25 protein-coding genes are annotated in these 25,182 nt (G+C 70.3%); 20 read left to right on the forward strand and 5 right to left on the reverse strand.

The annotated features are described in order from the left end of the window. Positions 1–85: 85 nt before the first annotated feature. The 9 genes from hemL to ABTY62_RS33440 all read left to right on the forward strand — a co-directional run bounded on the left by hemL (position 86) and on the right by ABTY62_RS33440 (position 9,650). Positions 86–1,402 (forward strand): glutamate-1-semialdehyde 2,1-aminomutase, encoded by a 1,317-nt coding sequence (hemL, locus tag ABTY62_RS33400; protein ID WP_352133161.1) that lies wholly within the window; start codon positions 86–88, stop codon positions 1,400–1,402. An 8-nt stretch (positions 1,403–1,410) separates the two neighbouring features. Continuing rightward, on the forward strand, positions 1,411–2,097 hold the full coding sequence (locus ABTY62_RS33405) for a histidine phosphatase family protein (protein ID WP_352133162.1): 687 nt from the start codon (positions 1,411–1,413) through the stop codon (positions 2,095–2,097). Between the two features lie 147 nt (positions 2,098–2,244). Beyond that, complete coding sequence (locus ABTY62_RS33410; protein ID WP_352133163.1) at positions 2,245–3,447, forward strand: polysaccharide deacetylase family protein; 1,203 nt, start codon at positions 2,245–2,247, stop codon at positions 3,445–3,447. A gap of 114 nt (positions 3,448–3,561) precedes the next feature. Continuing rightward, complete coding sequence (locus ABTY62_RS33415) at positions 3,562–4,179, forward strand: TlpA family protein disulfide reductase (RefSeq protein WP_352133164.1); 618 nt, start codon at positions 3,562–3,564, stop codon at positions 4,177–4,179. Between the two features lie 4 nt (positions 4,180–4,183). Beyond that, positions 4,184–4,951, forward strand: a complete 768-nt coding sequence (locus ABTY62_RS33420) for a cytochrome c biogenesis CcdA family protein (protein WP_352133165.1) — start codon at positions 4,184–4,186, stop codon at positions 4,949–4,951. A 3-nt stretch (positions 4,952–4,954) separates the two neighbouring features. Continuing rightward, positions 4,955–6,733 carry a cytochrome c biogenesis protein ResB gene (gene resB / locus ABTY62_RS33425; RefSeq protein ID WP_352133166.1) on the forward strand — a complete coding sequence of 593 codons (1,779 nt, stop codon included), beginning with the start codon at positions 4,955–4,957 and terminating at the stop codon, positions 6,731–6,733. Further along, positions 6,730–7,815 (forward strand): c-type cytochrome biogenesis protein CcsB, encoded by a 1,086-nt coding sequence (gene ccsB / locus ABTY62_RS33430; RefSeq protein ID WP_352133167.1) that lies wholly within the window; start codon positions 6,730–6,732, stop codon positions 7,813–7,815. Before resB ends, ccsB begins: the two co-directional genes overlap by 4 nt. Positions 7,816–7,893: 78 nt before the next feature. Continuing rightward, positions 7,894–8,574 (forward strand): RNA polymerase sigma factor, encoded by a 681-nt coding sequence (locus tag ABTY62_RS33435; RefSeq protein WP_352133168.1) that lies wholly within the window; start codon positions 7,894–7,896, stop codon positions 8,572–8,574. Further along, entirely contained in the window at positions 8,571–9,650 is a 1,080-nt protein-coding gene (locus ABTY62_RS33440) for a CU044_5270 family protein (protein WP_352133169.1), read from the forward strand. The genes ABTY62_RS33435 and ABTY62_RS33440 overlap by 4 nt, the downstream gene beginning before the upstream one ends. Before the next feature lie 86 nt (positions 9,651–9,736). Here the strand turns inward: ABTY62_RS33440 and ABTY62_RS33445 are convergent, their stop codons facing one another. Then, complete coding sequence (locus ABTY62_RS33445; protein WP_352133170.1) at positions 9,737–10,144, reverse strand: PLD nuclease N-terminal domain-containing protein; 408 nt, start codon at positions 10,142–10,144, stop codon at positions 9,737–9,739. A gap of 84 nt (positions 10,145–10,228) precedes the next feature. Between ABTY62_RS33445 and ABTY62_RS33450 the strand changes: the two genes are divergently transcribed. From ABTY62_RS33450 to ABTY62_RS33485, 8 genes are all read left to right on the forward strand, one after another. Continuing rightward, complete coding sequence (locus tag ABTY62_RS33450) at positions 10,229–11,680, forward strand: menaquinone biosynthesis decarboxylase (RefSeq protein WP_311726554.1); 1,452 nt, start codon at positions 10,229–10,231, stop codon at positions 11,678–11,680. Between the two features lie 64 nt (positions 11,681–11,744). Beyond that, entirely contained in the window at positions 11,745–12,668 is a 924-nt protein-coding gene (mqnP, locus tag ABTY62_RS33455; protein WP_311726555.1) for a menaquinone biosynthesis prenyltransferase MqnP, read from the forward strand. A gap of 62 nt (positions 12,669–12,730) precedes the next feature. Then, on the forward strand, positions 12,731–13,399 hold the full coding sequence (locus ABTY62_RS33460) for a UbiX family flavin prenyltransferase (protein WP_352133252.1): 669 nt from the start codon (positions 12,731–12,733) through the stop codon (positions 13,397–13,399). 136 nt (positions 13,400–13,535) lie between these two features. Then, positions 13,536–13,997 carry an Lrp/AsnC family transcriptional regulator gene (locus ABTY62_RS33465; protein ID WP_352133171.1) on the forward strand — a complete coding sequence of 154 codons (462 nt, stop codon included), beginning with the start codon at positions 13,536–13,538 and terminating at the stop codon, positions 13,995–13,997. A gap of 57 nt (positions 13,998–14,054) precedes the next feature. Continuing rightward, the gene (gene mqnE, locus ABTY62_RS33470) at positions 14,055–15,233 is read left to right on the forward strand and encodes an aminofutalosine synthase MqnE (RefSeq protein WP_352133172.1); all 1,179 of its coding nucleotides are present in this window, start codon (positions 14,055–14,057) and stop codon (positions 15,231–15,233) included. 92 nt (positions 15,234–15,325) lie between these two features. Continuing rightward, a complete protein-coding gene (locus ABTY62_RS33475; RefSeq protein ID WP_352133173.1) occupies positions 15,326–15,613 on the forward strand; it encodes a DUF4229 domain-containing protein in 288 nt (95 codons plus the stop codon). Positions 15,614–16,007: 394 nt separating this feature from the next. Next, complete coding sequence (locus ABTY62_RS33480; RefSeq protein ID WP_352133174.1) at positions 16,008–17,309, forward strand: dicarboxylate/amino acid:cation symporter; 1,302 nt, start codon at positions 16,008–16,010, stop codon at positions 17,307–17,309. Between the two features lie 138 nt (positions 17,310–17,447). Next, positions 17,448–18,530, forward strand: coding sequence for an NAD(P)/FAD-dependent oxidoreductase (locus ABTY62_RS33485; protein WP_352133175.1), 1,083 nt, complete (start codon positions 17,448–17,450; stop codon positions 18,528–18,530). An 11-nt stretch (positions 18,531–18,541) separates the two neighbouring features. Here the strand turns inward: ABTY62_RS33485 and ABTY62_RS33490 are convergent, their stop codons facing one another. Further along, on the reverse strand, positions 18,542–19,111 hold the full coding sequence (locus ABTY62_RS33490) for a helix-turn-helix domain-containing protein (RefSeq protein ID WP_352133176.1): 570 nt from the start codon (positions 19,109–19,111) through the stop codon (positions 18,542–18,544). A 41-nt stretch (positions 19,112–19,152) separates the two neighbouring features. Next, complete coding sequence (locus tag ABTY62_RS33495; protein ID WP_352133177.1) at positions 19,153–20,784, reverse strand: GMC oxidoreductase; 1,632 nt, start codon at positions 20,782–20,784, stop codon at positions 19,153–19,155. Positions 20,785–20,943: 159 nt separating this feature from the next. Between ABTY62_RS33495 and ctaD the strand changes: the two genes are divergently transcribed. The 3 genes from ctaD (at position 20,944) to ABTY62_RS33510 (ending at position 23,792) form a co-directional block, all read left to right on the forward strand. Beyond that, positions 20,944–22,617: an aa3-type cytochrome oxidase subunit I gene (ctaD, locus tag ABTY62_RS33500; RefSeq protein WP_352133178.1), complete on the forward strand. Its 1,674-nt coding sequence runs from the start codon at positions 20,944–20,946 to the stop codon at positions 22,615–22,617. 24 nt (positions 22,618–22,641) lie between these two features. Beyond that, positions 22,642–23,031, forward strand: coding sequence for a hypothetical protein (locus ABTY62_RS33505; RefSeq protein ID WP_352133179.1), 390 nt, complete (start codon positions 22,642–22,644; stop codon positions 23,029–23,031). A gap of 107 nt (positions 23,032–23,138) precedes the next feature. Next, a complete protein-coding gene (locus ABTY62_RS33510) occupies positions 23,139–23,792 on the forward strand; it encodes a TetR/AcrR family transcriptional regulator (protein ID WP_352133180.1) in 654 nt (217 codons plus the stop codon). Between the two features lie 58 nt (positions 23,793–23,850). On the opposite strand, the gene ABTY62_RS33515 is transcribed toward ABTY62_RS33510, so the two are convergent. Together ABTY62_RS33515 and ABTY62_RS33520 are read right to left on the reverse strand one after the other, a co-directional pair. After that, positions 23,851–24,435, reverse strand: coding sequence for a hypothetical protein (locus ABTY62_RS33515; RefSeq protein ID WP_352133181.1), 585 nt, complete (start codon positions 24,433–24,435; stop codon positions 23,851–23,853). Positions 24,436–24,503: 68 nt separating this feature from the next. Further along, positions 24,504–25,091: a zinc metalloprotease gene (locus ABTY62_RS33520; protein ID WP_352133182.1), complete on the reverse strand. Its 588-nt coding sequence runs from the start codon at positions 25,089–25,091 to the stop codon at positions 24,504–24,506. Positions 25,092–25,182 lie beyond the last annotated feature (91 nt).

The following is a 25,182-nucleotide window of genomic DNA, read 5'->3' on the forward strand; positions in this document are numbered from 1 at the left end:
CGCAACCCGATCATCGTGTCAGAGACCTCCCCCGCGCCAGTCGTGTGAAACGCCCGACGGCAGTTCTTAGTCAGCCTCTGACAACATGGCATGCGTGAGCTATCCGTACGCAGCACCAGTTTCGCAGACGCTTTTCGACCGCGCGGCCGTCGTGACGCCCGGCGGCGTGAATTCTCCGGTGCGGGCGTTCCGCGCCGTGGGAGGTACGCCCCGGTTCATGGTGTCCGGTACCGGTCCGTACCTCACCGATGCCGACGGCCGGGAGTATGTCGACCTCGTGTGCTCGTGGGGACCGATGATCCTCGGCCATGCGCACCCCGAGGTGACGGCGGCGGTGCAGGCCGCCGTGGCGCGGGGGACCTCGTTCGGGACGCCGGGGGAGGGGGAGGTCGCGCTCGCGGAGGAGATCGTGGCGCGGGTCGCCCCCGTCGACCAGGTGCGCCTGGTCTCCTCGGGGACCGAGGCGACGATGTCGGCGATCCGGCTGGCGCGGGGGTTCACCGGGCGGGCGAAGGTGATCAAGTTCGCGGGCTGCTACCACGGGCATGTGGACGCGCTGCTGGCCGCGGCCGGGTCCGGGGTGGCCACCTTCGGGCTGCCGGACACGCCGGGGGTGACGGGCGCGCAGGCCGGGGACACGGTGGTCCTGCCGTACAACGATTTGGACGCGGTGCGGGCGGCCTTCGCGGCGCACCCGGATGAGATCGCGTGTGTGATCACGGAGGCGTCGCCGGGCAACATGGGCGTGGTGCCGCCGCTGCCGGGGTTCAACGCGGGGCTGAAGGAGCTGTGCGCGGGCCACGGCGCGCTGTACATCTCCGACGAGGTCATGACCGGCTTCCGGGTCTCGAAGGCCGGGTGGTTCGGGCTCGACGGCGTCGAGCCCGACCTGCTGACCTTCGGCAAGGTGATGGGCGGCGGCTTCCCGGCCGCCGCGTTCGGCGGGCGCGCCGACGTCATGGCGCGGCTGGCCCCGGCCGGCCCGGTGTACCAGGCGGGCACCCTGTCCGGGAACCCGGTCGCCACGGCGGCGGGCCTGGCCCAGCTGCGGCTGTTGGACGACGCGGCGTACGCGGCGGTGGACGCGGCGTCCGCGCGGCTGCGGGCGCTGGTGACCGAGGCGCTGGCCAAGGAGGGGGTCGAGCACCGGGTGCAGGCCGCCGGAAACATGTTCTCGGTGTTCTTCACCGGTGACGAGGTCACCGACTACGAGAAGGCGAAGGCGCAGCAGGCCTTCCGGTTCACCGCCTTCTTCCACTCGATGCTGTCCCAGGGCGTCTACCTGCCGCCGTCCGCCTTCGAGTCGTGGTTCCTGTCCACGGCGCACGACGAGCGGGCGCTGGAGCGGGTGGCGGAGGCTTTGCCGGGGGCGGCGCGGGCCGCCGCCGAGGCGACTGAATGATGGGCCCCATGACGAAGAGCGACAACGACATCACCGTCGTGCATGTGATGCGGCACGGCGAGGTCGACAACCCCACGGGGGTGCTGTACGGGCGGCTGCCCGGATACCACCTCTCGGAGCTCGGCCGCCGGATGGCCGACCGGGTGGCCGAGCACCTGGCCGACCGCGACATCACGCATGTGGTGGCCTCGCCGCTGGAGCGGGCGCAGGAGACGGCGGCGCCGATCGCCAAGGCGGACGGCCTGGACGTGGCCACCGACGAGCGGCTGATCGAGGCGGCGAACGTCTTCCAGGGGAAGACCTTCGGCGTGGGCGACGGCGCGCTGCGCAGGCCCGCCAACTGGAAGCATCTGACCAACCCCTTCCGCCCCTCCTGGGGCGAGCCCTATATCGACCAGGTCGTGCGGATGATGGCGGCCATCGGCGTGGCGCGGGACGCGGCGCGCGGGCACGAGGCGGTCTGCGTCAGCCATCAGCTGCCGATCTGGATCGTGCGCAGCTTCGTCGAGCGGCGGCGGCTGTGGCACGACCCGCGCAAGCGGCAGTGCACGCTGGCCAGCCTCACCAGCTTCACCTACCGCGGCGACCGGATCGTCTCGGTCGGCTACAGCGAGCCGGCCCGCGATCTGGTCCCGGCGCATCTGCTCGCGGGGGCCAAGCCGGTGAAGGGCGCCGCCAAAGGCTACGGCGCATAACCGGCGTGTAATGGATCGGAGACAGCGCGTCGACAATTCAATTCGGTGGTGCTGACCGGGAACCTCGGTATTCGCATCGCCATCTCACCGGGCGTCCGCGACACCTTGCGGACGTCGGATACGGCGAGAGTGAATTGAGGACGCGTGATGCGGGAGATCAGCCGGAGGGGGATTCTCGGTCTGGGAGCGGGAGCGGTGGCGTCGCTGGCCGTCGCCGGCTGCTCCTCGTCGGATTCCGGTTCCAGGCCGCGGGCGGGCAGGACGACCCAGGCCAGGCCGACGCTCCAGCCGATCGGCGACGGCTCGACCGCGTACTCCGGGAAGCAGCCGAACCAGCCGCCCGCGCCGGAGCGGCTGGAGCCGGGCCAGAAGCCGCCGCAGTTCGTGGTCTTCTCCTGGGACGGGGCGGGGGAGGTCGGCAACGGCCTCTTCCCGCGGTTCCGCAAGCTCGCCAAGGACCATGGCGCGGGCATGACCTTCTTCCTGTCCGGGCTGTACTGCCTGCCGGAGTCGAAGAAGAACCTGTACCGGCCGCCGAACAACCCGGCCGGCGCCTCCGACATCGGCTATCTCACCGATGACCACGTGCGGATGACCTTGCAGAACGTGCGCGAGGCATGGCTGGAGGGCCATGAGATAGGCACCCACTTCAACGGCCACTTCTGCGCGGGGAGCGGCACGGTCGCCAACTGGACGCCCGCCCAGTGGCGGTCGGAGATCGACCAGGCTGTGTCGTTCGTCACGAAGTGGCGGACGAACACGGGGTTCACGGACCTCGACCCGCTGCCCTTCGACTACCGCAAGGAGCTCGTCGGCGCCCGCACCCCGTGTCTGCTCGGCCAGGACAACCTGCTGCCGACCGCCAAGGAGCTCGGCTGGCGCTACGACGCGAGCTCGCCCGGCGGGCGCCAGGTGTGGCCCTCGAAGAAGCAGGGCATCTGGGACTTCCCGCTCCAGCAGATACCGTTTCCCGGGCATTCCTTCGAGGTCCTGTCGATGGACTACAACATCCTGGCCAATCAGTCGCGGAATTCGACGAAAGCCCCGCCGGCCAACTACCCGGGCTGGCGCAAGCAGGCCACCGAGGCGTACATAGCCGGTTTCCAGCGGGCCTATGAGACAAACCGCGCCCCCTTCTTCGTCGGTAACCATTTCGAGCAGTGGAACGGCGGCATCTATATGGATGCCATCGAGGAAGCGATCAAGCACATCGCGGACGAAAAGCACAAGGACGTCCGGCTGGTGTCCTTCCGGCAGCTCACGGACTGGATGGACGCCCAGGACCCCGCGGTGCTGGCGCAGCTGCGCACGCTCGACGTCGGCCAGCAGTGGAGCGCCGCGACCGCCTGAACGGGCGGGCCGGCGGCGTCCCGGCGGCGTCGGGAGTGAGCCCGAAAGCAAGGCCGAAAGCAGGGCTGAGGGGGGTGCCGAAGATCCCCGAAAGGCGCATGCGAAACTTTTCACATGAGTGCCTGCCGCGCCCCTCGGCGCCTCGCGACCCGCCGTCGCGCAACCGTGCTGGCCACCGGAGCCGCCGTGGCCGCCCTGACCCTCTCCGCCTGTGGAGCGGGCGGTGCCTCGGGCGGCTCCAGCAACACCAAGTTCATCCAGGGCACCGGCGGGGTGGACACCGTGGCCAAGGGCGACCGCAAGCACGCCCCCGAGCTGGCGGGCAAGACCCTCGACGGCGGCAAGCTCGATGTCGCCGACTACCAGGGCAAGATCGTCGTCCTGAACATCTGGGGCTCGTGGTGCGCGCCGTGCCGGGCCGAGGCGCCCAACCTGGTCAAGGTCGCCAAGGACACCGAGGCGGACGGGGTGCGGTTCGTGGGGATCAACACCCGTGACCCCGACCCGGCCAACGCGATCCAGTTCGAGAAGGAATTCAAGGTCGACTACCCGAGCCTGTACGACCCGATCGGGAAACAGATGCTGCGCTTCCCCAAGGGCAGCCTCAACCCGCAGGCCATCCCCACGACCATCGTCCTGGACCGGCAGGGCCGGATCGCGGCCCGCGCGCTCACCCCGCTCAGCGAGGAGAGCCTGCGCAAGATGCTCAAGCCGCTGATCGAGGAGAAGTGACGGCGTGAGCCTCCTCGCCGCCGCCGTCCCCGGCGCCAACGAGACCGTCCTGACCGGGGCGCTGCTGGTGGCGCTGCCGATCGCCGTCCTCGGCGGACTGGTCTCCTTCTTCTCCCCCTGCGTCCTGCCGCTGGTGCCCGGCTATATGTCGTATGTCACAGGCGTCACCGGTACGGATCTCGGCCAGGCCAAGCGCGGCCGGATGCTGGCCGGCGCCTCGCTCTTCGTGCTCGGATTCACCGCCGTCTTCGTCTCCGCCGGCGCGCTCTTCGGCAACTTCGGCTGGACGCTCCAGGAGCACAAGGAGACGCTCTCCAAGGTGCTCGGGGTCGTCACGATCGTCATGGGCCTCGCCTTCATGGGGCTGCTCAAGGGCTTCGGGCAGCGGGAGTTCCGCTTTCACATCAAGCCCGGGATGGGGCTGGTGGGCGCCCCGGTGCTCGGCGCCCTGTTCGGCGTGGGCTGGACCCCGTGCCTGGGCCCCACGCTCACCGCGGTCAACGCCCTGGCCCTGAACGAGGCGAGCGCGGGTCGCGGGGCCCTGCTGATGGTCGCCTACTGCCTCGGGCTCGGACTGCCGTTCATCGCCGTGGCCATCGCCTATCGGCGCATGCTCGGCGCGTTCGGCTGGGTCAAGCAGCACTACGTCTGGGTGATGCGGATCGGCGGCGGCATGCTCGTCGCCCTGGGGGTGCTGCTCCTCACAGGTATCTGGGACAGCATCATGGGCGATATGCAGGCCTGGGCCCTGCGCTTCAACGTTGGGATCTGATCGATGTCCACCACCGATACCGACACCGCCACGGAGAACGGCCCCTCGGGCAAGGCCGCCGGCCCCGCCGACGAGCGTGAGCTCGGCGCGGCGGGGGCACAGCTGTCCACGGCCCCGGTCGAGGAGATCAACGTCCCCTCGATGGGGCCGATCGGCTGGGCCCGCTGGTTCTGGCGCCAGCTGACCTCGATGCGGGTGGCGCTGCTGCTGCTCTTCCTGCTGTCGCTCGGCGCGATCCCCGGCTCGCTGGTCCCGCAGACGGGCATCGACCCCGTCAAGGTGGACGACTTCAAGCAGCGGCACGAGACGCTCTCGCCGATCTACGAGAAGCTGGGGCTGTTCCACGTCTACAGCTCGGTGTGGTTCTCGGCGATCTACATCCTCCTGTTCGTCTCGCTGATCGGCTGCATCGTCCCGCGCACCTGGCAGTTCGTCGGCCAGCTGCGCGGCCGCCCGCCGGGCGCCCCGCGCCGGCTGACCCGGCTGCCCGTGTACACCACCTGGCGCACCGAGGCCGAGCCGGAGCGGGTGCTGGAGGCCGCCCAGCGGGTCATGAAGCGGCGCCGCTTCCGGACCCATACGGTCGGTGGCGCGGTGGCCTCCGAGAAGGGCTATCTGCGCGAGGCGGGCAACCTCCTGTTCCACATCGCGCTGATCGTGATGCTGGTGGCCTTCGCCGTCGGGCAGCTGTACAAGGCCGAGGGCGGCAAGCTGGTCGTCGAGGGCGACGGCTTCTCCAACAGCCTGGTGCAGTACGACGACTTCAAGTCCGGATCGCTCTTCGACAAGAACAACCTCGCTCCCTTCGGCTTCAAGCTGGACCGCTTCACGGCGACCTACGAGCGCAGCGGCCCGCAGAAGCGCACCCCCCGCACCTTCCGCGCCGATGTCACCTACTGGGAGGGCGCGGACGGCAAGGAGCACAAGACCTCGATCAAGGTCAATGAGCCCCTGGAGGTCGCGGGCTCCAAGGTCTATCTGCTGGGCCACGGCTACGCCCCGGTCGTCACGGTCCGCGACGGGCAGGGCAAGATCGCCTACCGCGGCGCCGTGGCCTCGCTGCCGTTCGACGGGGTCAACCTCACCGAGAACGTGGTGATCAAGGTGCCTGACTACCGCGACAAGAGCGGTAAGAAGGACCAGATCGGCTTCCAGGGACAGTTCGTGCCGACCCTCGACCTGAGCACGGGCACGATGTTCTCCCAGTTCCCGGCGCTGGACAATCCGGCGCTCATCCTGACCGCCTACCGCGGCAGCCTGGGGATCGACGGCGGGCTCCCGCAGAACGTCTACCAACTCGACACCTCCCGGATGAAGCAGTTCAAGAAGTCGGACGGGGCGCCATTCGCGGACGCGCTCAAGGTCGGCGACACCATGAAGCTCCCGAACGGCGCCGGCACCTTGAAGTTCGAGGGCATCAAGACCTGGGCCACCTTCCAGATCTCCCACCGGCCGGGCAATGACTACGCGCTCGTGGGTGCCGTCGCCGCCCTGATCGGTCTCGCCGGCTCGCTGTTCATCCAGCGCCGCCGGGTGTGGGTCCGCGCGGAGACCGGAGCCGACGGCGTCACCGTCGTCGAGATGGCGGGGCTCGGCCGCAGCGAGTCCGCCAAGCTTCCCGAAGAACTCGCCGACCTCGCCGTGGCACTCCAGTCCGAGGCTCCGCCCGCGCCGGACCAGGACCCCGAACCTGAAGCGGGCCCGGAACCGGAAACCGGCACCGCCGAAGCCGAGACCGACACCGCACAACCCGCTGATCCTGCCGAAGGAGCGCGCGCGTGAACCTCGCTGCCGAAACCAATGAGTCGCTGGCCCAGTTCAGCAATGTGCTGATCTATTCGGCCATGGCGGTCTACACCCTCGCCTTCCTCGCCCATATCGCCGAGTGGGTGTTCGGCAGCCGCAGCGCCGTCGGCCGCACCGCAGCCGCCATCACCGCCGACTCCGCCGCCTCCACGGCCTCCACCAAGGTGACCGTGCGGGCCGCCCAGGGCGGCGGCACCGCCGTGCTGGAACGCCCCAAGGTCGTCACCCGCTCCGCCGCGGGCACCCGCGACGTCCCCGACGGGCCAGGCGCCGCGGGCGGCACCGAGCAGGGCGATCTGTACGGCCGGATCGCCGTCGGCCTCACCGTGCTCGCCTTCCTGATGCACGTCGGCGCCGTGCTCACCCGCGCCCTGTCCGTACAGCGCGCCCCCTGGGGCAACATGTACGAGTTCTCCACGACCTTCGCCGTGGTCGCGGTCGGGGCGTATCTCACGCTCCTCGTGCTCAAGAAGAACGTGCGCTGGATCGGGCTCCCCCTCGTCACCACGGTCCTCCTCGACCTCGGTCTCGCTGTCTCTGTCTTGTACACCGACAGCGCCCAGTTGGTTCCCGCCCTCCACTCGTACTGGCTGTGGATCCACGTCAGCTGCGCGATCATCTCCGGCGCGTGCCTCTACATCGGGGCCGTCTCCACGCTGCTCTACCTCTTCCGCGACCGGCACGAGGAGAAGCTCGCCAAGGGCGAGGAGCCCGGCCGCTTCGCGTCCGTCCTGGAGCGGCTGCCCGCGGCCGCCACCCTCGACAAGTTCGCGTACCGCATCAACGCCACGGTCTTCCCGCTGTGGACCTTCACGATCATCGCGGGCGCGATCTGGGCCGAGGCCGCCTGGGGCCGTTACTGGGGCTGGGACCCCAAGGAGGTCTGGTCCTTCATCACCTGGGTCGCCTACGCCTGCTACCTGCACGCCCGCGCCACCGCCGGCTGGAAGGGCCGCAAGGCCGCCTACCTCGCGCTGATCGCGTTCGGCTGCTACCTCTTCAACTACTACGGCGTCAACATCTTCATCACCGGCAAGCACTCCTACGCCGGAGTCTGACCCGCCGCCGTCCCGAGGGCCGGTTCCCGTGAGCATCGTCACGGGAACCGGCCCTCGTCGCGCGGACAGTCCCCGGTCGTGGAGAAGAATCTTCGTGCCCGTATCAGAGACGGGGACCCCGAAGCCTTCGGGGCGCTCTTCGACGCCTGTGCCCGCTCCGTGTACAACCACGCCTACCGCCTGACGGGGGACTGGTCCACGGCGGAGGACATGGTGTCCCTGACGTTCCTCGAAGCCTGGCGCCTGCGCGCCAGGATCGACCCCGAGGGCGGCAGCCTGCGGCCCTGGCTGCTGGGCATCGCCACCAACACCGTCCGCAACGTCAGGCGTGCCGCCCGCCGCCACACCGCCGCCGTGCACCGGCTGCCCCGCCAGGAGGCCGTCCGCGACTTCGCCGACGACGTCGCCTCCCGCATCGACGACGCCGAGCTGCTCGCCTCCGTGACCACCGCGCTCAAGGCACTGCGCCGACCCGAGCGCGAAGTCCTCGCCCTGTGCGTCTGGTCCGGCCTCGACTACGCGGCCGCCGCAGAAGCCCTCGGCATCCCGGTGGGCACGGTGCGCTCACGGCTGTCCCGGGCCCGCAAGAAGCTCGCCGCGGCGGCGGAGAAGGCGGCGGGCAAGGTCGCAGAGAAGGCCGCGGAGAAGGCCCCCGAGAAGGCCGCGGCGAAGAACAACCGGGAACCCGCCCTCCACCGCGCACAGGTGAGAGACGGCCGCACGCCCGCGGCCAGGCCCATCCAGGAGGGAAACCGATGAACGACATCCCGACTCTCCCCGAGAGAGATCTTCCGCCGGGCCGTCACCGCCTCCTCAAGGAGCACCTGATGCACGAGATCCGGCAGGACGACGCCAGGACGGCCCAGGAACCGCGCAGGCCGTGGCTGCGCCCGGCCGCCCTCGGCCCCGCCCTCGCCGGCGCCCTCGCGCTCGCCGTGGTCGGGGGCATCGCGGTGACGGGAGCGAACGACGGCGAAGGGGTGCGGGTCGGCCCCGACGGCAAGGCCACGTACGCCTTCGCGCCGCGGGTCAACGGGGACACCCGGGACAACGCGCCCGAGGTGCTGGGCCGTATCGCGACCGTCGCCGAGAGGTCCGCGGCGCACTCGTCGGCGAGCTCCGCGGCGAGGCCGACGGGCAAGCCGGGCGAGAAGCCGCCGGCCGACGGGGGCATCCGCGACGACCAGTACGTCTACATCGACAGCAAGGTGGCCTTCACGACCCAGGAGAACGGCGGGCCCGCCAAGCTGGACCCGCTGCACCGCCGGGAGATCTGGCTGTCGGTGGACGGCTTGCACACGGGGCTGCTGCGCGAGCCCGGCCGGAAGGAGAACGCGCACCAGCCCCTGGAGCCCGCCCCCGCCTCTGGCAAGTTCGCTTACGACAGGTCGACCAGCTACCGCTACCTCCAGGCCCTCCCCACCGACCCCGACCGGATGCTGAAGTGGATCTACGGCACGGTGGAGAAGCGCAAGGACCGCGAGCGGTCGCCGGACCAGGACGCGTTCGTCCTCGTCGGCGACCTCATCAGCGAGTCGCTGATGCCGCCGAAGGTGAGCGCCGCGCTCTATCGCGCGGCGGCGAAGATCCCCGGCGTGGTGGTGGTCCCCGACGCCGTGGACGCCGCCGGGCGGCACGGGGTCGCCGTCGCGCGGGTCGATTCCGGCCACTCCGCGATCCGCGAGGAGCTGATCTTCAACGAGAAGACGGGGGAGTACCTCGGTGAGCGCAACGTCGCGCTCGAGGACGGCGACGACTATCGGGCCGGGCAGGTCATCGGCACCGCCGCGGTCCTGAAGCGGGCGGTCGTGGACAGGCCGGACCAGCGCCCGTAGCGACGGCGGTACTGCCGGGCACATGTGAAGAGGCGTACGGGCCGACCGGACCGGCCCGTACGCCTCTTCACGTCGCCCTTAAGGGCTCACTCCTTGGCGTCCCCCGAGCCCTCTTCCTTCTCGCGGCGCAGCTCCTCCTCGCGGCGGCGGAGGTCCGCCTCCCAGTCCTTGAGCAGCGACTCGTCCTTCTTGTTCTCATCCTTGAGGGACTTGAGGAACTCGGGGTTGTCGTCCGGGGCCACCCACTGCTGCTGTCGCCGTCCGGCCGGGGAACCCCCGCCGGCGCCCCCGCCGGCCCCCGCGTGCGCGGGCCGGTTCTTGCCCGCCACCAGCCAGGCGATCGGACCGATCAGCACCTCGCCGAAGAGCAGCACGATGAGCACCCAGACCACCTTGGGCAGGTGGCGCACTTCCTCTTCGGGGGTGTTCAGGCAGTCGATGAAGGCGTAGATCCACAGCGCCAGGATGAGCAGGAAGGGCAGATACCTGAGCATGATGGCCGGTCCCCGGGGAACGATGGGGGGCCGTGCGTGGCCCCATGACGGATCCAGAGTAGTGCGTACCGGATACTGGGACGCATGGCTTATGACGATCTTCGCTCCTTTCTGCGGGCGCTCGACCGCGAGGGAGACCTCAGGCGCATCAAGGCCGAAGTCGACCCGTATCTGGAGATCGGGGAGATCGTCGACCGGGTGAACAAGTCGGGTGGCCCGGCGCTGCTCTTCGAGAACGTCAAGGGCTCGTCGATGCCGTTGGCGATGAACGTCTACGGCACCGACCGCCGCTTCCTCAAGGCCCTCGGGCTCGGCTCGTACGAGGAGATCGGCGAGAAGATCGGCGGGCTGGTCAAGCCGGAGCTGCCGCACGGCTTCGGCGGGCTGCGCGAGGCGTTCGGGAAGCTCGGCGCCATGGCGCATGTGCCGCCGAAGAAGGTGAAGGACGCGCCCGTCCAGGAGGTGGTGCTCACCGGCGACGACGTCGACCTGGAGGCGCTGCCCGCGCTGTTCACCTGGCCCGAGGACGGCGGGTCCTTCTTCAACCTCGGCCTGACGCACACCAAGCACCCCGAGACCGGGGCCCGGAACCTGGGCCTGTACCGGCTCCAGCGCCATGACCGCCGCACCATCGGCATGCACTGGCAGATCCACAAGGACAGCCGCAACCACTACCAAGTGGCCGCCAGGCGTGGCGAGAAACTGCCGGTGGCGATCGCCTTCGGGGCGCCGCCCGCCGTGACGTACGCCTCGACCGCGCCGCTGCCCGGGGACATCGACGAGTACCTCTTCGCGGGCTTCGTCCAGGGCCGGCGGGTCGAGATGGTCGACTGCAAGACGGTGCCGCTCCAGGTCCCGGCGCAGGCGGAGGTGGTCATCGAGGGGTGGCTGGAGCCCGGAAAGACGCTGCCCGAGGGGCCGTTCGGCGACCACACGGGCTTCTACACCCCGCAGGAGCCCTTCCCGGCGCTCACCATCGACTGTGTGACGATGCGGCAGCGCCCGCTGCTCCAGTCGATCGTGGTGGGCCGCCCGCCGACCGAGGACGGGCCGCTGGGGCGGGCGACGGAGCGGTTCTTCCTCCCCCTGCTGAAGATCATCATCCCGGACATCGTGGACTACCACCTCCCGGAGTCGGGCGGCTTCCACAACTGTGCGATCGTCTCCATCGAGAAGAAATACCCCAAGCACGCACAGAAGGTGATGCACGCCATCTGGGGCGCGCACATGATGTCGCTGACCAAGCTGATCGTCGTGGTCGACGCCGACTGCGACGTCCACGATCTGCACGAGGTGTCCTGGCGGGCGCTCGGCAACACCGACTACGCCCGCGACCTGACCGTCGTCGAGGGCCCCGTCGACCATCTCGACCACGCCTCGTACCAGCAGTTCTGGGGCGGCAAGGCGGGCATCGACGCCACGGCGAAGTGGCCCGAGGAGGGCTATACGCGCGACGGCGGCTGGCCGCACATGGTCGAGTCGGACCCCGACACGGCCGAACGGGTGACAAGGCGATGGAAGGAGTACGGGCTGTGACAGGCGCGTCGAGAACGGAGGCGGGCGGCGCGGGCCTGCTCCCCGCCCCCGCCGGGGAGGCCCGATGAGTGCGAATTCGGCCACCCCCGACCTCCTCGGCCCCGAGCCCGCGCCGCCCGGCCGCGTCCGCGCCTTTCTGCGGCTGGTGATGATCGAGCACTCGGTCTTCGCGCTGCCCTTCGCCTACATCGCCTCGCTGACCGCGATGGAGCTGTGGGACGGCACGGTCCACTGGCTGCGGCTGCTGCTGGTCACGGTCGCGATGGTGGGGCTGCGCACCTTCGCGATGGCCTGCAACCGGATCATCGACCGGGAGATCGACGCCCGTAATCCGCGCACCGCGGGGCGCGAGCTGGTGACCGGCGTGGTGCCGGTGCGTTCGGCCTGGATCGGCGCGCTGGTCGCGCTCGCCGTCTTCCTCGGCGCGGCCGCGCTGCTGAACCCGCTGTGCCTGGCCCTGGCGCCGGTCGCGATCGCCCCGATGGTGGTCTATCCGTACGGGAAGCGCTTCACGAACTTCCCGCACGCGATCCTCGGCCTCGCCCAGGCCATGGGCCCGGTCGGGGCGTGGATCGGGATCACGGGGGAGTGGTCCTGGGACGCGGTGATCCTCGGCCTCGCGGTCGGCATCTGGATCGGCGGCTTCGATCTGATCTACGCCTGCCAGGACGTGGCGGCCGACCGGGCCCACGGGGTGAAGTCGGTGCCGGCCCGCTTCGGCATCGCCGGGGCACTGTACGGGGCGCGCGTCTGCCATGTCGTCACCACGCTGCTGCTGGGCTGGTACGGGCTGGCCACGGACGCCGGGTTCTTCTTCTGGCTCGGTCTGGTGATCGTGGCGGCGGCGTTCTGGTACGAGCACTCGGTGGTGCGGCCCGGCGATCTGTCCCGGCTGAACCGCGCGTTCTTCACGGTCAACGGCTTCGTGGGGATCGCGCTGTTCTGCTGCGCGCTGCTCGACCTGCTGGTGCGGGGACTGAGCCTGTGAGACGCGCCGGTTAGGCTCGTCATGTGGAGCCGCCGCATGAGCCGTACAGGCCGCACGAAGAAGTGAGACGGCGCCGGCCCTGGGTGGTCGGTGTCTCGGGCGCGTCCGGGACGCCGTACGCCGCCTCCGTGCTACGCGCGCTGATGGCCGCGGGGGAGGCCGTCGACCTGGTGGTCAGCCGGGCCTCGCGGCTGACGCTGCTGGACGAGACGGGGATTTCCTTCCGGGACGCGCACTGGCGCCAGGACCTCGGCCGCTGGCTGGCGCGGGGCGCGGACGGCACGCCCGACGCCTTCGAGGCGCGGGTGGACGTGGCGGACGTACGCCACTGGGCGGCCGGGGACCTGGCCGCGGGCCCGTCCTCCGGCAGCTATGACGTCAAGGGGATGCTGATCGTCCCGGCGAGCACCGCGTGTGTGGCGGGGGTGGCGCTCGGCCTGTCGAAGGACCTGCTCCAGCGGTCGGCGAGCGTGACGCTCAAGGAGCGGCGCCCGCTCGTGGTGGCGGTGCGCGAGGCGCCGCTGAGCGGCCAGACCCTCCGTCACCTGGTCGCGCTGGACGAGGCGGGCGCGGTCGTGGTGCCCGCCTCGCCCGCGTTCTACGCGGGGGCGACCCATATCCAGGACCTGGTGGACTTCGTGGCGGGGCGGGTGCTGGACGCGGCAGGGGTGCCGCACAAGCTGTACCGCCGGTGGGAGGGGGAACTCCGGGGTGGGGCCGGAGACGGCTAGCGGGCCGCACCGCCACGTCGCCCTGACGCGTGGCTCGCCCGCAGGTTCTGCGGGATTCAGAGGGTGCCATGCCCTGATGCCTTAGATTATATGTGTAAACTTGCTGTATCTCTGAATAATGGAAGGCGCGCGGCATATGGACGCGGTTGATAGGCAGCTCATCCAGGCCCTGCGGGAGAACGGGAGGGCCTCCTACGCGGAGCTCGGCCGCCTCGTCGGCCTGTCCGGACCCAGCGTCACCGACCGGATCAACCGCCTGGAGGCGGCCGGTGTGATCACCGGCTACCGCGCGACCGTCGACGCCGCGTCCCTCGGCCTCGGGGTCACCGCCCTCATCGGCATCCAGCTCTCCGACGCCGCCGACCACGAGGACGTGGCGGGGCGGCTGCGCGAGCTGGCCGAGATCGAGGACTGCTGGTTCATCGCGGGGGACGACTCGTACATGCTCAAGGTGCGCGCCGGCGACGTGGACGGGCTGGAGCGGACCATCCGCCGGCTGTCCCGCACCAAGGGCGTAGCCCGAACGCGTACCACGATCGTGCTGTCCACCAAGTGGGAGAACCGGGTCGGCGAACTGCCCGACGACGTCGAGGCGTAGGCTCAGAAGGTCACTCAAGCAAAGGCCTACAAAAGCAGACATATGGGAGGCGGCCGCATGACTGCGTCTATCGAAGATGCGGGTCTCAAGCGCGAACTGGAAGACAAGGTCCGCGCCGGAGAGCGGCTGTCGCGCGAGGACGGCATCGCGCTGTACGCGTGCGACGACCTGGCCTGGCTCGGCGGGCTGGCCCACGAGGTGCGCACCCGCAAGAACGGTGACGTGGTGCACTTCAACGTCAACCGCCACCTCAACATGACCAATGTGTGCACCGCCTCGTGCGCGTACTGCTCCTTCCAGCGCAAGCCCGGCGAGAAGGACGCGTACACCATGCGCATCGAGGAGGCCGTCCGCCTCGCCAAGGCGATGGAGAACGAGAACCTCACCGAGCTGCACATCGTCAACGGCCTGCACCCCACCCTCCCTTGGCGCTACTACCCGCGGTCGCTGAAGGCGCTCAAGGAAGCCCTTCCGCAGGTGTCCCTGAAGGCCTTCACCGCCACCGAGATCCACCACTTCGAAAAGATCTCCGGGCTGCCGGCCTCCGAGATCCTCGACGAGCTGATCGACGCCGGCCTGGAGTCGCTCACCGGCGGCGGCGCGGAGATCTTCGACTGGGAGGTCCGGCAGCACATCGTCGACCACGAGACCCACTGGGAGGACTGGTCGCGCATCCACCGGCTGGCGCACGAGAAGGGCCTCAAGACCCCGTGCACCATGCTGTACGGGCATGTCGAGGAACCCCGGCACCGGGTGGACCATGTGCTGCGGCTGCGCGAACTCCAGGACGAGACCGGCGGGTTCCAGGTCTTCATCCCGCTGCGCTACCAGCACGACTTCGTGGACATGAAGGACGGCAAGATCCGCAACCGGCTCCAGGCCAGGACCACCATGGCCACCGGCGCGGAGGCGCTGAAGACCTTCGCGGTCTCACGGCTGCTGTTCGACAACATCCCCCATGTGAAGGTCTTCTGGGTGATGCACGGCGTACGGACCGCCCAGCTCGCGCTCAACCACGGCGCGGATGACATGGACGGCTCGGTCGTCGAGTACAAGATCACTCACGATGCCGACAACTACGGCACGCCGAACAAGCTGACCCGCGACGACCTGCTGGAGCTGATCCGGGACGCGGGATTCCGGCCGGTGGAGCGGAACACCCGCTACGAGATCATCCGCGAGTACGACGGACCGGACCCGGACCGGCGCGAGACGCCGCAGGCCATGCGCGTCTGACGACGGATCTCAGGGTCGTCGCCGGGGCGCTCGGCGGGCCGTGATTCACTGGATGGGCAGGTTTTCCCAGCAGAACAGAAAGAAGACGGGCCGTGTCCTTCAAGCCGAGCGCGACGTTCCGCTACACCGCCATGCGCCTGGGGATCTTCGCGGGCTGCTTTCTGGTGATGTGGGGCCTGGTGTACTTCCGGTTGCTGCCCTCCGGACTCGGCAACGCGAACCTCTTCTGGGTCGTGCTGCTGGCGCTGGTCGTCTCGGCGCCGCTGAGCTTCGTTCTGCTGCGCAAGCAGCGCGACGACATGGCGGCCCAGGTCTCGGAGCGGGTGGACCGCGCCAAGGAGCGGCTCGCGGCGAACCAGGGCCAGGAGGACAGCGCCTGAGCCGCGCTCGGCCGCCCACCCGCCCTGTAACCCTCCTCACACACCTCCGACGCCCCGCCGGCCAGCTCCCGCTGGCCGGCGGGGCGTTGTTCGCTTCCGCCGCCGTGTGTAAAAGCTTGCCTATGGGGAACTCAAAGCCAGGGTGTTAATGTTTTCGTCATGACGACAGCAGCCGCGCCCCGAATCACCACGAGCGTTCCGCTCGTGGCGCGCCTGCACATCGATCTCTGCCGCTGCCGGTCGGCGGCCTGTCGCCGCCGCTGACCGCTTGTCCCCCCGTCCCAGCGGCCGGAGATCCAAGCACGGACTCCTGGTTCACCCCTGTCCGCTTCTTCTCCCCCCGACGTCGTCCCCCTGACTTCCCCTGCCTTTTCCTGCCCTCGGAGTGTGTCCGTTGTCATCCATACGCCTGCCCAGAGTGCCGTTCTGGGCGCAGATCCTGCTGGGCCTGGTGCTCGGCGTGCTGCTCGGCTGGGCCGCCCGCAGCGGTGATGTCGGCTGGCTGGTCACCACCCTCGACAAGATCGGCTCGATCTTCGTCCAGCTGCTGAAGCTCGCCGTCGCCCCGCTGGTCTTCTTCGCGATCCTGGTCTCGATCACCAACCTGCGGAACGTCAACAACGCCGCGCGCCTGGCGACCCGCACCCTGCTGTGGTTCATGGCGACCTCGCTGATCGCGGTCGCCATCGGCCTGGCGATCGGCCTGGTCACCAACCCCGGCGCGGGCACCGGCCTCACCCCGCAGGACGGCGCCAAGCCCGAGCACGCGGGCTCCTGGCTGGACTTCCTCACCGGCATCGTGCCGACCGACGTCATCACGCCGTTCACCGAGCTGAACGTCCTCCAGATCGTCTTCATGGCCGCCGTCGCGGGCGTCGCCGCCCTCAAGCTCGGCGAGAAGGCACAGCCGATCCTCACCCTCAGCCAGGCCGTCCTGGAGCTGCTCCAGAAGGCCCTGTGGTGGGTCATCCGCCTCGCCCCGCTGGGCACCCTCGGCCTCATCGGCTACGCCATCTCCGAGTACGGCTGGGACCTCATCGGCAAGTACGCCACCTTCACGGCCGACATCTACGTCGGCTGCGCCCTGGTGATGTTCGGCGTCTACCCGCTGCTGCTGGCCACCGTCGCCAAGGTCAACCCGCTGCACTTCTTCAAGGGCGCCTGGCCCGCGATCCAGCTCGCCTTCGTCTCCCGCTCCTCGGTCGGCACCATGCCGGTCACCCAGAAGGTCACCGAGCGCCTCGGCGTCCCCAAGGAGTACGCCTCCTTCGCGGTGCCCTTCGGGTCGACGACGAAGATGGACGGCTGCGCCTCGATCTACCCGGCCATCGCCGCGATCTTCATCGCCCAGATCTTCGATGTGCACCTCGGCGTCGGCGACTACCTGCTGATCGCCTTCGTCTCGGTCATCGGCTCGGCCGCCACGGCCGGCCTCACCGGCGCCACCGTCATGCTGACCCTGACCCTGTCCACGCTCGGCCTCCCGCTGGAGGGCGTCGGCCTCCTCATGGCCATCGACCCGATCCTGGACATGATGCGCACCGCCACGAACGTGGCAGGCCAGGCGCTGGTCCCGGTCATCGTCTCGGCCCGCGAGAAGATCCTCGACCGGCAGGCCTACGACCACGCCTCGGCGTCCCCCCTGGATGACGCGACCACCGTCGAGGACCGCCAGGTGGTCCCCGCCGCCGCGTAGCGGCCGCCCGGCCCCGACGTCGCCCCGCTCTCATGGCCCTCGGCCGGGAGCGGGGCGACGTGCATTTCCGGTTCGGTCGCGCTTGCCGGAACGGCAACGAAGTTCGCCGTTCCGGCAGGGGCGGCGCATGGTGGGGGCATGAGTGAGCACAGGCTTTCTGATGAGTTCGATGTCGTGGTGGTCGGCGGGGGTGTCGCCGGGCTGTCGGGGGCGCTGACGCTGGCGCGCGCCCGTCGCTCCGTATTGGTGATCGATTCCGGTGAGCCGCGCAACGCGCCCGCCGCCGCGGCGCATGGACTGCTGTCCCGGGACGGTGTGCCGCCGCTCGAGCTGTTGCGGATCGGCCGGGAGGAGGTGGTCGGCTACGGCGGGCGGATCCTGTCCGACCGGGCGGTCTCCGCGCGGCGGGTGGCGGGCGGCTTCGCCGTCGAGGCCGGGAGCGGCCGGGTCTTCCGGGCGCGGCGGCTGCTGGTGACGACCGGGCTGGTCGACGAGGTGCCGGAGGTGCCGGGGCTGCGGGAGCGGTGGGGGCGGGATGTGCTGCACTGCCCGTACTGCCACGGCTGGGAGGTCCGCGACGCGCCGATCGGGGTGCTGGGCGGCAGCCCGCTCTCCGTGCATCAGGCGCTGCTGTTCCGGCAGTGGTCGCCCCGGGTGACGCTGTTCCTGCACACCGGTGGCGATCTGGCCGAGGAGGAGTGGGAGCGGCTGGCCGCGCGGGGGATCGCCGTGGTCGACGGCGAGGTGACGGGGCTGGACGTGGTGGAGGACCGGCTGGCGGGGGTCCGGCTGGCCTCGGGCCGCCGGGTGGCGGTGGAGGCCTTGGCGGTGGGGCCGCGGATGGTCGCGCGCGGCGAGGTCCTCGCGGGCCTGGGGCTGAGCGCGGTGGAGCACCCCATGGGGGTCGGGACCTGTGTGGCGTCGGACGCGAGCGGGCTCACCGAGGTGGCCGGGGTGTGGGTGGCGGGGAACGTCACCGATCCGACGGCCGGCGTCCCGGTGGCGCAGGCCGCCGGGGTGCAGGCCGCCGCGGCGATCAACGCGGATCTGGTGAACGCGGACACCGAGGCCGCTGTGGCCCGCCGCAGGGCGGCCGCCTCTGGCGGTTCCGGGGGAGTTTTCAGTGCGGTCGCCGAGGCCGAGGTCGCCGCGCGGGTCCTGGGCGAGCGCCGGCATGGCCTGGACCCGCTGCCGCGCTCCGAAGGGCCCGCGCGACCGTAGCGTGGGCGGGGTCAGCCGGGGCGGACGCGCAGGTGGGCGCGTTCGCCCTGCTGGCCGAAGATGATCAGGAGCTCGACCGGACGGTCATCCGCGGGGCCGAGCCAGTGGGGGACGTGGGTGTCGAACTCCGCCGCCTCGCCGGGGGCCAGGACGAGGCTGCGCTCGCCGAGGCGGAGGCGCAGCCGGCCGTTGAGGACGTAGAGCCACTCATAGCCCTCGTGGGTCTTCAGGTCGGGTTCGCCGACGCTGGGCGCGATGACGAGCTTGTGGGCGTGCAGACCTCCGGCGCGGCGGGTGAGCGGCACGAACGTCAGGTGGCCGCGGGTGACCGGGTGCAGATGGACCCGGGGGTCGCCGGTGTGCGGGGCGCCGACGAGTTCGTCCAGGGGGACTCCGTAGGCGCGGGCGAGCGGGAGCAGCAGCTCCAGGTTGGGCCTGCGCCCGCCGCTCTCCAGGCGGGAGAGCGTGCTCTCCGAGATGCCGGTGGTGTGGGCCACGGAGGCCAGGGTGAGGCCGCGCTCCCGGCGCAGCTCCCGGAGCCGGGGACCGACCGCGGCCAGCACGTTGTTGAACTCGTCCACACCCCTCATCGTCCCTCATGGCGGCCGGTAGGCGGCGCCGGTCAGCCCACGCCGTCCTCGGCCAGGACGCGGGCCATGTTGCGCTCGGCCAGGGCCGTGATGGTCACGAAGGGGTTGACGCCGATCGAGCCCGGGATGAGGGAGCCGTCGGTGACGTACAGCCGGTCGTAGCCGAGGGCCCGGCCGTACGCGTCCGTGGCGCGGCCCAGGACGCAGCCGCCGAGCGGGTGGTAGCAGAAGTCGGCGGCGAAGGAGCGGGTGTCGCCGAAGAGGTCGAAGCGGTAGATGGTGCCGTTGGCGGAGTTGACGCGGTCGAAGAGGGTCTTGGCGGCGGTGATGGAGGGGGCGCTCTGGGTGCTGGTCCAGTTCAGGACGGCCGCGTCCTTGGCCGGGTCGTAACTGAAGGTGCCGCGCTCGGGGTTCTTGGTGATGGCCAGATAGAGGCTGGCCCAGGTCTCAAGGCCGGCCGGGAGCGGGGCGATCTCGGCGAAGACCGGGTTGGCGGCGTTGGACCAGTCGTCGAGGGCCATCACCGGGATGGTGGACTGGTTGGCGCCGGTCGGGTTCCAGATGTGGTTGGCGCGGCCGAGCATGACGTTGCCGTTGCCGCCCCAGCCCCGGCCGACCTGGGCGCTGAGGGCGGGCAGCGTGCCGGTCTCGCGGGCGCGCAGCAGGAGTTCGGTGGTGCCGAGGCTGCCGGCGCCGAGGAAGAGCGAGCGGCAGGAGACCTCGTCGGTGGCGACGACGGCGCCCGTGTCGTCGAGCCGGTCCACGGTGAGGACGTAGGTGCCGTCGGCGGCTCTCCGGACGGCTCTGGCGCGGCTGAGGGTGCGGATGGTGACGTTGCCCGTGCCGAGGGCCGCCGGGAGATACGTCTTGTCGAGGCTGCGCTTGCCGAAGTTGTTGCCGTAGATGACCTCTTGGGCGAGGGCCGACCTGGCCGCGGTCCCGGCCGCCTCGCGCTGCATGTAGTCGAAGTCGTAGACGTTGGGCACGAAGACGGTCTTCAGGCCCGCCGCCTTCGCCTGGTCGCGGGCGACCCGGGCGTACTTGTACCACTCGGTGGACTCGAACCACGCGGACGGGACAGGGGCGGCGCCCAGCATGCGGTTGGCGCGCGGGAAGTACGTGGCGTACATCGCGTCCGCGTCGACCTGCGGCAGGACCTCCTGGAGGTACGCGCGGGGCGGGGTGACCGCGATGCCGCCGTTGACGAGCGAGCCGCCGCCGACGCCGCGCCCGACGTAGACGGACATGTTGGGGAAGCGGACGCGGTCCAGGACGCCGGGGTAGGGCGTGATGTCCTTGTTGATGACGTCCAGCCACAGGAAGGTGGCCAGCGGGGCCTCGGTTCTGGTGCGGAACCACATGGAGCGCCGGTCGGGCGAGGTCATGGAGCAGTAGACCTTGCCGTCGGCGGCCGGGGCGTCCCACAGCCGCCCCATCTCCAGGACCAGGGTCCGCACGCCCGCCTCGCCGAGCCTCAGGGCGGCGACCGCCGCGCCGTAGCCGGAGCCGACGACCACGGCCGGGGCGTACTCGGCGCTCGCGGTGGCGGTGGGGCGGTCGGCGGCGGCCGCCGGGGAGAGGGCTATCCGGGTGAGCCCGAGGGCCGCGGCGCCGCGCAGGGCGGCCAGACCAAGAATGTGACGACGCGTCAGATTTACTGTCATGCCCGCATCATGTGCGGAGGGTTGGGTTCCGGCCATACGGCTCACTCATGGTCTTTTGTTGACCACTCACGCCACACGCCCACCAAAGGGTCATAGCAGCCTCTTCCGCCCCATTCGCGTTATCAACGTCGGACGCGTACGGCGTCGGGTGGAGGAACGATGGCGGTAGAGGCGAGGCGGGCGGAGCAGCGGGAGCCCGATCCGGAGAGCCGGAACAGAGTGGGCACGGTCATCGTCGACTGGCTGACCACGACCGACCACAAGAAGATCGGCACCTTGTACATGGTGACGTCCTTCGTCTTCTTCCTCTTCGCCGGGCTGCTGGCGATGGTGATGCGGGCGGAGCTGGCGCGGCCGGGCACTCAGATCGTGTCCAATGAGCAGTTCAACCAGGCGTTCACCATGCATGGCACGATCATGATGCTGATGTTCGCGACCCCGCTGTTCGCGGGTTTCGCCAACGCCATCATGCCGCTCCAGATCGGCGCCCCGGATGTGGCGTTCCCGCGGCTGAACATGTTCGCCTACTGGCTCTATCTCTTCGGCTCGCTCATCGCGGTGTCCGGTTTCCTCACCCCGTCCGGGGCCGCCGACTTCGGCTGGTTCGCCTATACGCCGCTGTCCGACAAGGTGCATTCGCCGAATGTGGGCGGCGATATGTGGGTCATGGGGCTCGCCTTTTCCGGGTTCGGCACGATCATGGGCGCGGTCAACTTCATCACCACGATCATCACCATGCGCGCCCCGGGCATGACGATGTTCCGGATGCCGATCTTCACCTGGAACGTCCTGCTGACCAGCGTGCTGGTGATCATGGTATTCCCGGTGCTGGCCGCGACCCTCTTCGCGCTGGAGGCGGACCGCAAGTTCGGGGCGCGGGTCTATGACCCGGCCAACGGCGGGGCGCTGCTGTGGCAGCACCTGTTCTGGTTCTTCGGCCATCCCGAGGTCTACATCATCGCGCTGCCGTTCTTCGGGGTGATCACCGAGATCATTCCGGTCTTCAGCCGCAAGCCGATCTTCGGATACGCGGGTCTGATCGGCGCGACCATCTCCATCACCGGGCTGTCGGCCACGGTGTGGGCGCACCACATGTTCGTCACCGGGGCGGTGCTGCTGCCGTTCTTCGCCTTCATGTCCTTCCTGATCGCGGTGCCCACCGGGGTGAAGTTCTTCAACTGGGTCGGGACGATGTGGAAGGGGTCGCTGTCCTTCGAGACGCCCATGCTGTGGGCCATCGGATTCCTGGTCACCTTCCTCTTCGGCGGGCTCACCGGTGTTCTTCTGGCCTCGCCACCCCTCGATTTCCACGTCAGCGACAGCTATTTCGTGGTGGCCCACTTCCACTACGTCGTCTTCGGCACCGTGGTGTTCGCGATGTTCGGCGGCTTCTACTTCTGGTGGCCGAAGTTCACCGGGAAAATGCTTGACGAGCGGCTCGGGAAAATCCATTACTGGACGCTGTTCACCGGTTTCCACACCACCTTCCTCGTCCAGCACTGGCTCGGCGTCAAGGGAATGCCGCGCCGCTACGCCGACTATCTGGCCGCGGACGGATTCACCGGGCTGAACACCATCTCGACGATCGGCGCGTTTCTGCTCGGCATGTCCACCCTCCCGTTCCTCTACAACGTCTGGAAGACCGCCAAATACGGGGAGAAGGTGACCGTGGACGACCCCTGGGGATACGGCCGGTCGCTGGAGTGGGCGACCTCCTGTCCGCCGCCGCGCCACAATTTCCTGGCCCTCCCCAGGATCCGCAGCGAGTCCCCCGCCTTCGATCTGCGCCACCCCGAGATCGCCGCCGAGCCGGTGCAGCACGAACGGGCGTAGGCGCGGGTGCCAGGGCGCCGCGAGATGTCCCGCGAGACGCCGCGCGAGGTCGAGTCGGGCATCGCCCGGCTGGAGGGCTATCTGCTGTGCCGGAGCGAGCTCGACGACGCCCGGGCGGACGCCGAGGCGTTCGCCGGCCGTCTGGCCTGGCTCACCGCCGCCCAGCGCGAGGAGGTGGTCCGCCTGTACGCCGAGGAGCGCGTCGAACTCTCCCGGCGGATGCTGCGCCGCATCGTCGACCGCTGCGAGGAACTGCGCGCCGAGTACACGGCGCGGTACGAGGAGCTGAGGCGGCGTCTGCTGTGCCGGTGCGTCGCGCTGGCCCTGGTGGTGCTGGCGGTTCTGGTGCTGGTGGCGCTGGTGGCGGCCCCGGCCGCGGTAGCGCTTGACCTTGATCTTCCGGACCCGGTGTGAGGGGTCCTCGGCACCCGTAGGCTTGGCGGCGATCAAGGCGGCCGAGGGGCGCCGGGGCACGGGCGAAGGGGGCGGCCGGCGTGGGCGGGGCGACGAAGAACAGGCGGATGCCGAGGGCGGTGCGCGAGCGGCAGATGCTCGACGCGGCCGTACAGACCTTCGCGCGGCGCGGCTACCGGAACGCCTCCATGGACGACATCGCCGAGCAGGCCGGGGTCTCCAAACCGCTGGTTTATCTGTATCTGCACTCCAAAGACGAGCTGTTCGCGGCGTGCATCCGGCGGGAGGCCGCCTCGCTGGTGGCGGCCATACGGGCCGCCGTCGAGCACGACGCGCCCGCCGACCGCCGGCTGTGGAGCGGGCTGCACGGCTTCTTCGCGCACACCGCCGAGCACCCGGACGGATGGGTGCTGCTGCACGTTCAGGCCCGTACACACGGCGGTCCCTTCGCGCGGGAGGTCGTCGCGATGCGGGCGGAGATCGTCGAGTTCGTGACCCAGGCGCTCACGGCGGCCGCGCGGGAGAACGCGCGGTGCGGGTCGGCGCGGGGGACGGGCCGGATAACCGGCGGCGAGGCGTCCGGGCTCGCGTACGCGCTGGTGGGCGCGGCGGAGTCGCTGGCCGAGTGGGCGGGCGACCCGGCGGGCGGGGGGCCTTCGGCCGAAGAGGCGGCGGCCACCCTGATGAACTTCGCCTGGACGGGGCTCGGCAACCTGATGCGGGGCGAGCGCTGGTCGCCCGGGGAGCACACACCGGCGTAGGCGCGCGCCCGTACGCACAGGGCGTACGCGTACGCAGACGCAGACGCAGACGCAGGCCTCAGCCGATGAGGGCCTTCGCGTACAGCGCCTTGGGGTCCTTGGCCCGGGAGACCCCGGAGGGGTGCGCGTACCGCTGCGTGGCCGGGTGCGCGACGCCCTCCTGCCACACCGCCGACACATCGGCCCCGCTGCCCGAGCCGCCCTCGGCGGGGGACAGGTCCACCGGAGTGAAGTTGGACGGGGCGGTGTGCCAGCCGTCCGGGGCCAGCCGGGTGGCAAGGACGTAGGTTCTGCCCGGCTGGAGCGCCGGGGCGTCGCCCACCACGATCCGCTGCCGCCGCAGCGGGTCGTCGCCGCCCTCCTGGGCGACCCGCACGCTGCCGCTCACCTCGCCCTTGAGCGTCGTGCGCACCTCGACCACGTAGGTCGTCCACAGCAGCCGGTCGCCGTCGGTGCGCCGCGGCCCCTCGCGCGCCGTGACCTTGCCGATGAACACGTCGTCGGCCCAGCCGGCGGCGAGCTCCGGGGTGTCGAGCCGTACCGCGTAGGTGGGGTGGTACCGCGTGGTGCCGTACGGCACGGTGAACCACGCGGCCGCGCTGCCGCCGATGGCCACGAGGGCCGTGCCGAGCGCGATCGCCATGCCGCGCGCCCCCGTGCGCGTCGCGCGCGCTGCTCCGTCGTGGCGAGAGCCGGTGAACACGGCGCCGTTCACCCCCAGATGGCCCGGTAGGCCGTGATGTCGAGGTCCGACGGGGCGATGGCGGTGCGGGTGTCGTCGCAGTACATGACCGCGCCGGAGGCGGTGCGGTGCCCCAGCCGCAGCGCGTGGCCGAGTTCATGGGTGACCACGCCGCGCCGGGTGTCGGCGGAGTAGTCCTTCAGGAAGTGGTCGTTGAGGATGATGTCGTCGGAGCCGAGGTCATGGGACTCCCACATGCCGGACCAGCCGACGTCGTCGCGGTCGATGTCGCTCGCGTCGACGTCCGCGTACGCGGTGCTGTCGTTGCCCTTCGTGCCGGCGTCGGTCCCGGCCTCCGGCCTGATGTCGACCCGGCCCAGGGCGTTCCACTCGGCGCGGGCCCGGTCCCACTCCGCCGTGTACTTGGTGTGCAGCACATAGGTCAGCACCGCGCCGTCCACGGAGCCGACGGTGTCCGGGTCGTCCCCGCAGGCGGCGAGGGCGGGTGTGGCGGGCAGCCCGGCGCACAGCCCCGCGGTCAGCGAGGCGGTCGTCAGAAGGCGTATGGGGAGGCGTAGGGACCGCCTGGTGAGGCGGCCGCCGCCGGTGCGCACCATGTGCACCACCCCTCGTGGGTGTACGGCCCGAGGGCATCAACGTAAACAGGCGCCGCCACACGGCGCATGCGCACAGGTCTTCCCGGGGGAA

The sequence above is a fragment of the Streptomyces sp. NPDC097640 genome (assembly GCF_040302705.1).
Lineage (GTDB): Bacteria > Actinomycetota > Actinomycetes > Streptomycetales > Streptomycetaceae > Streptomyces.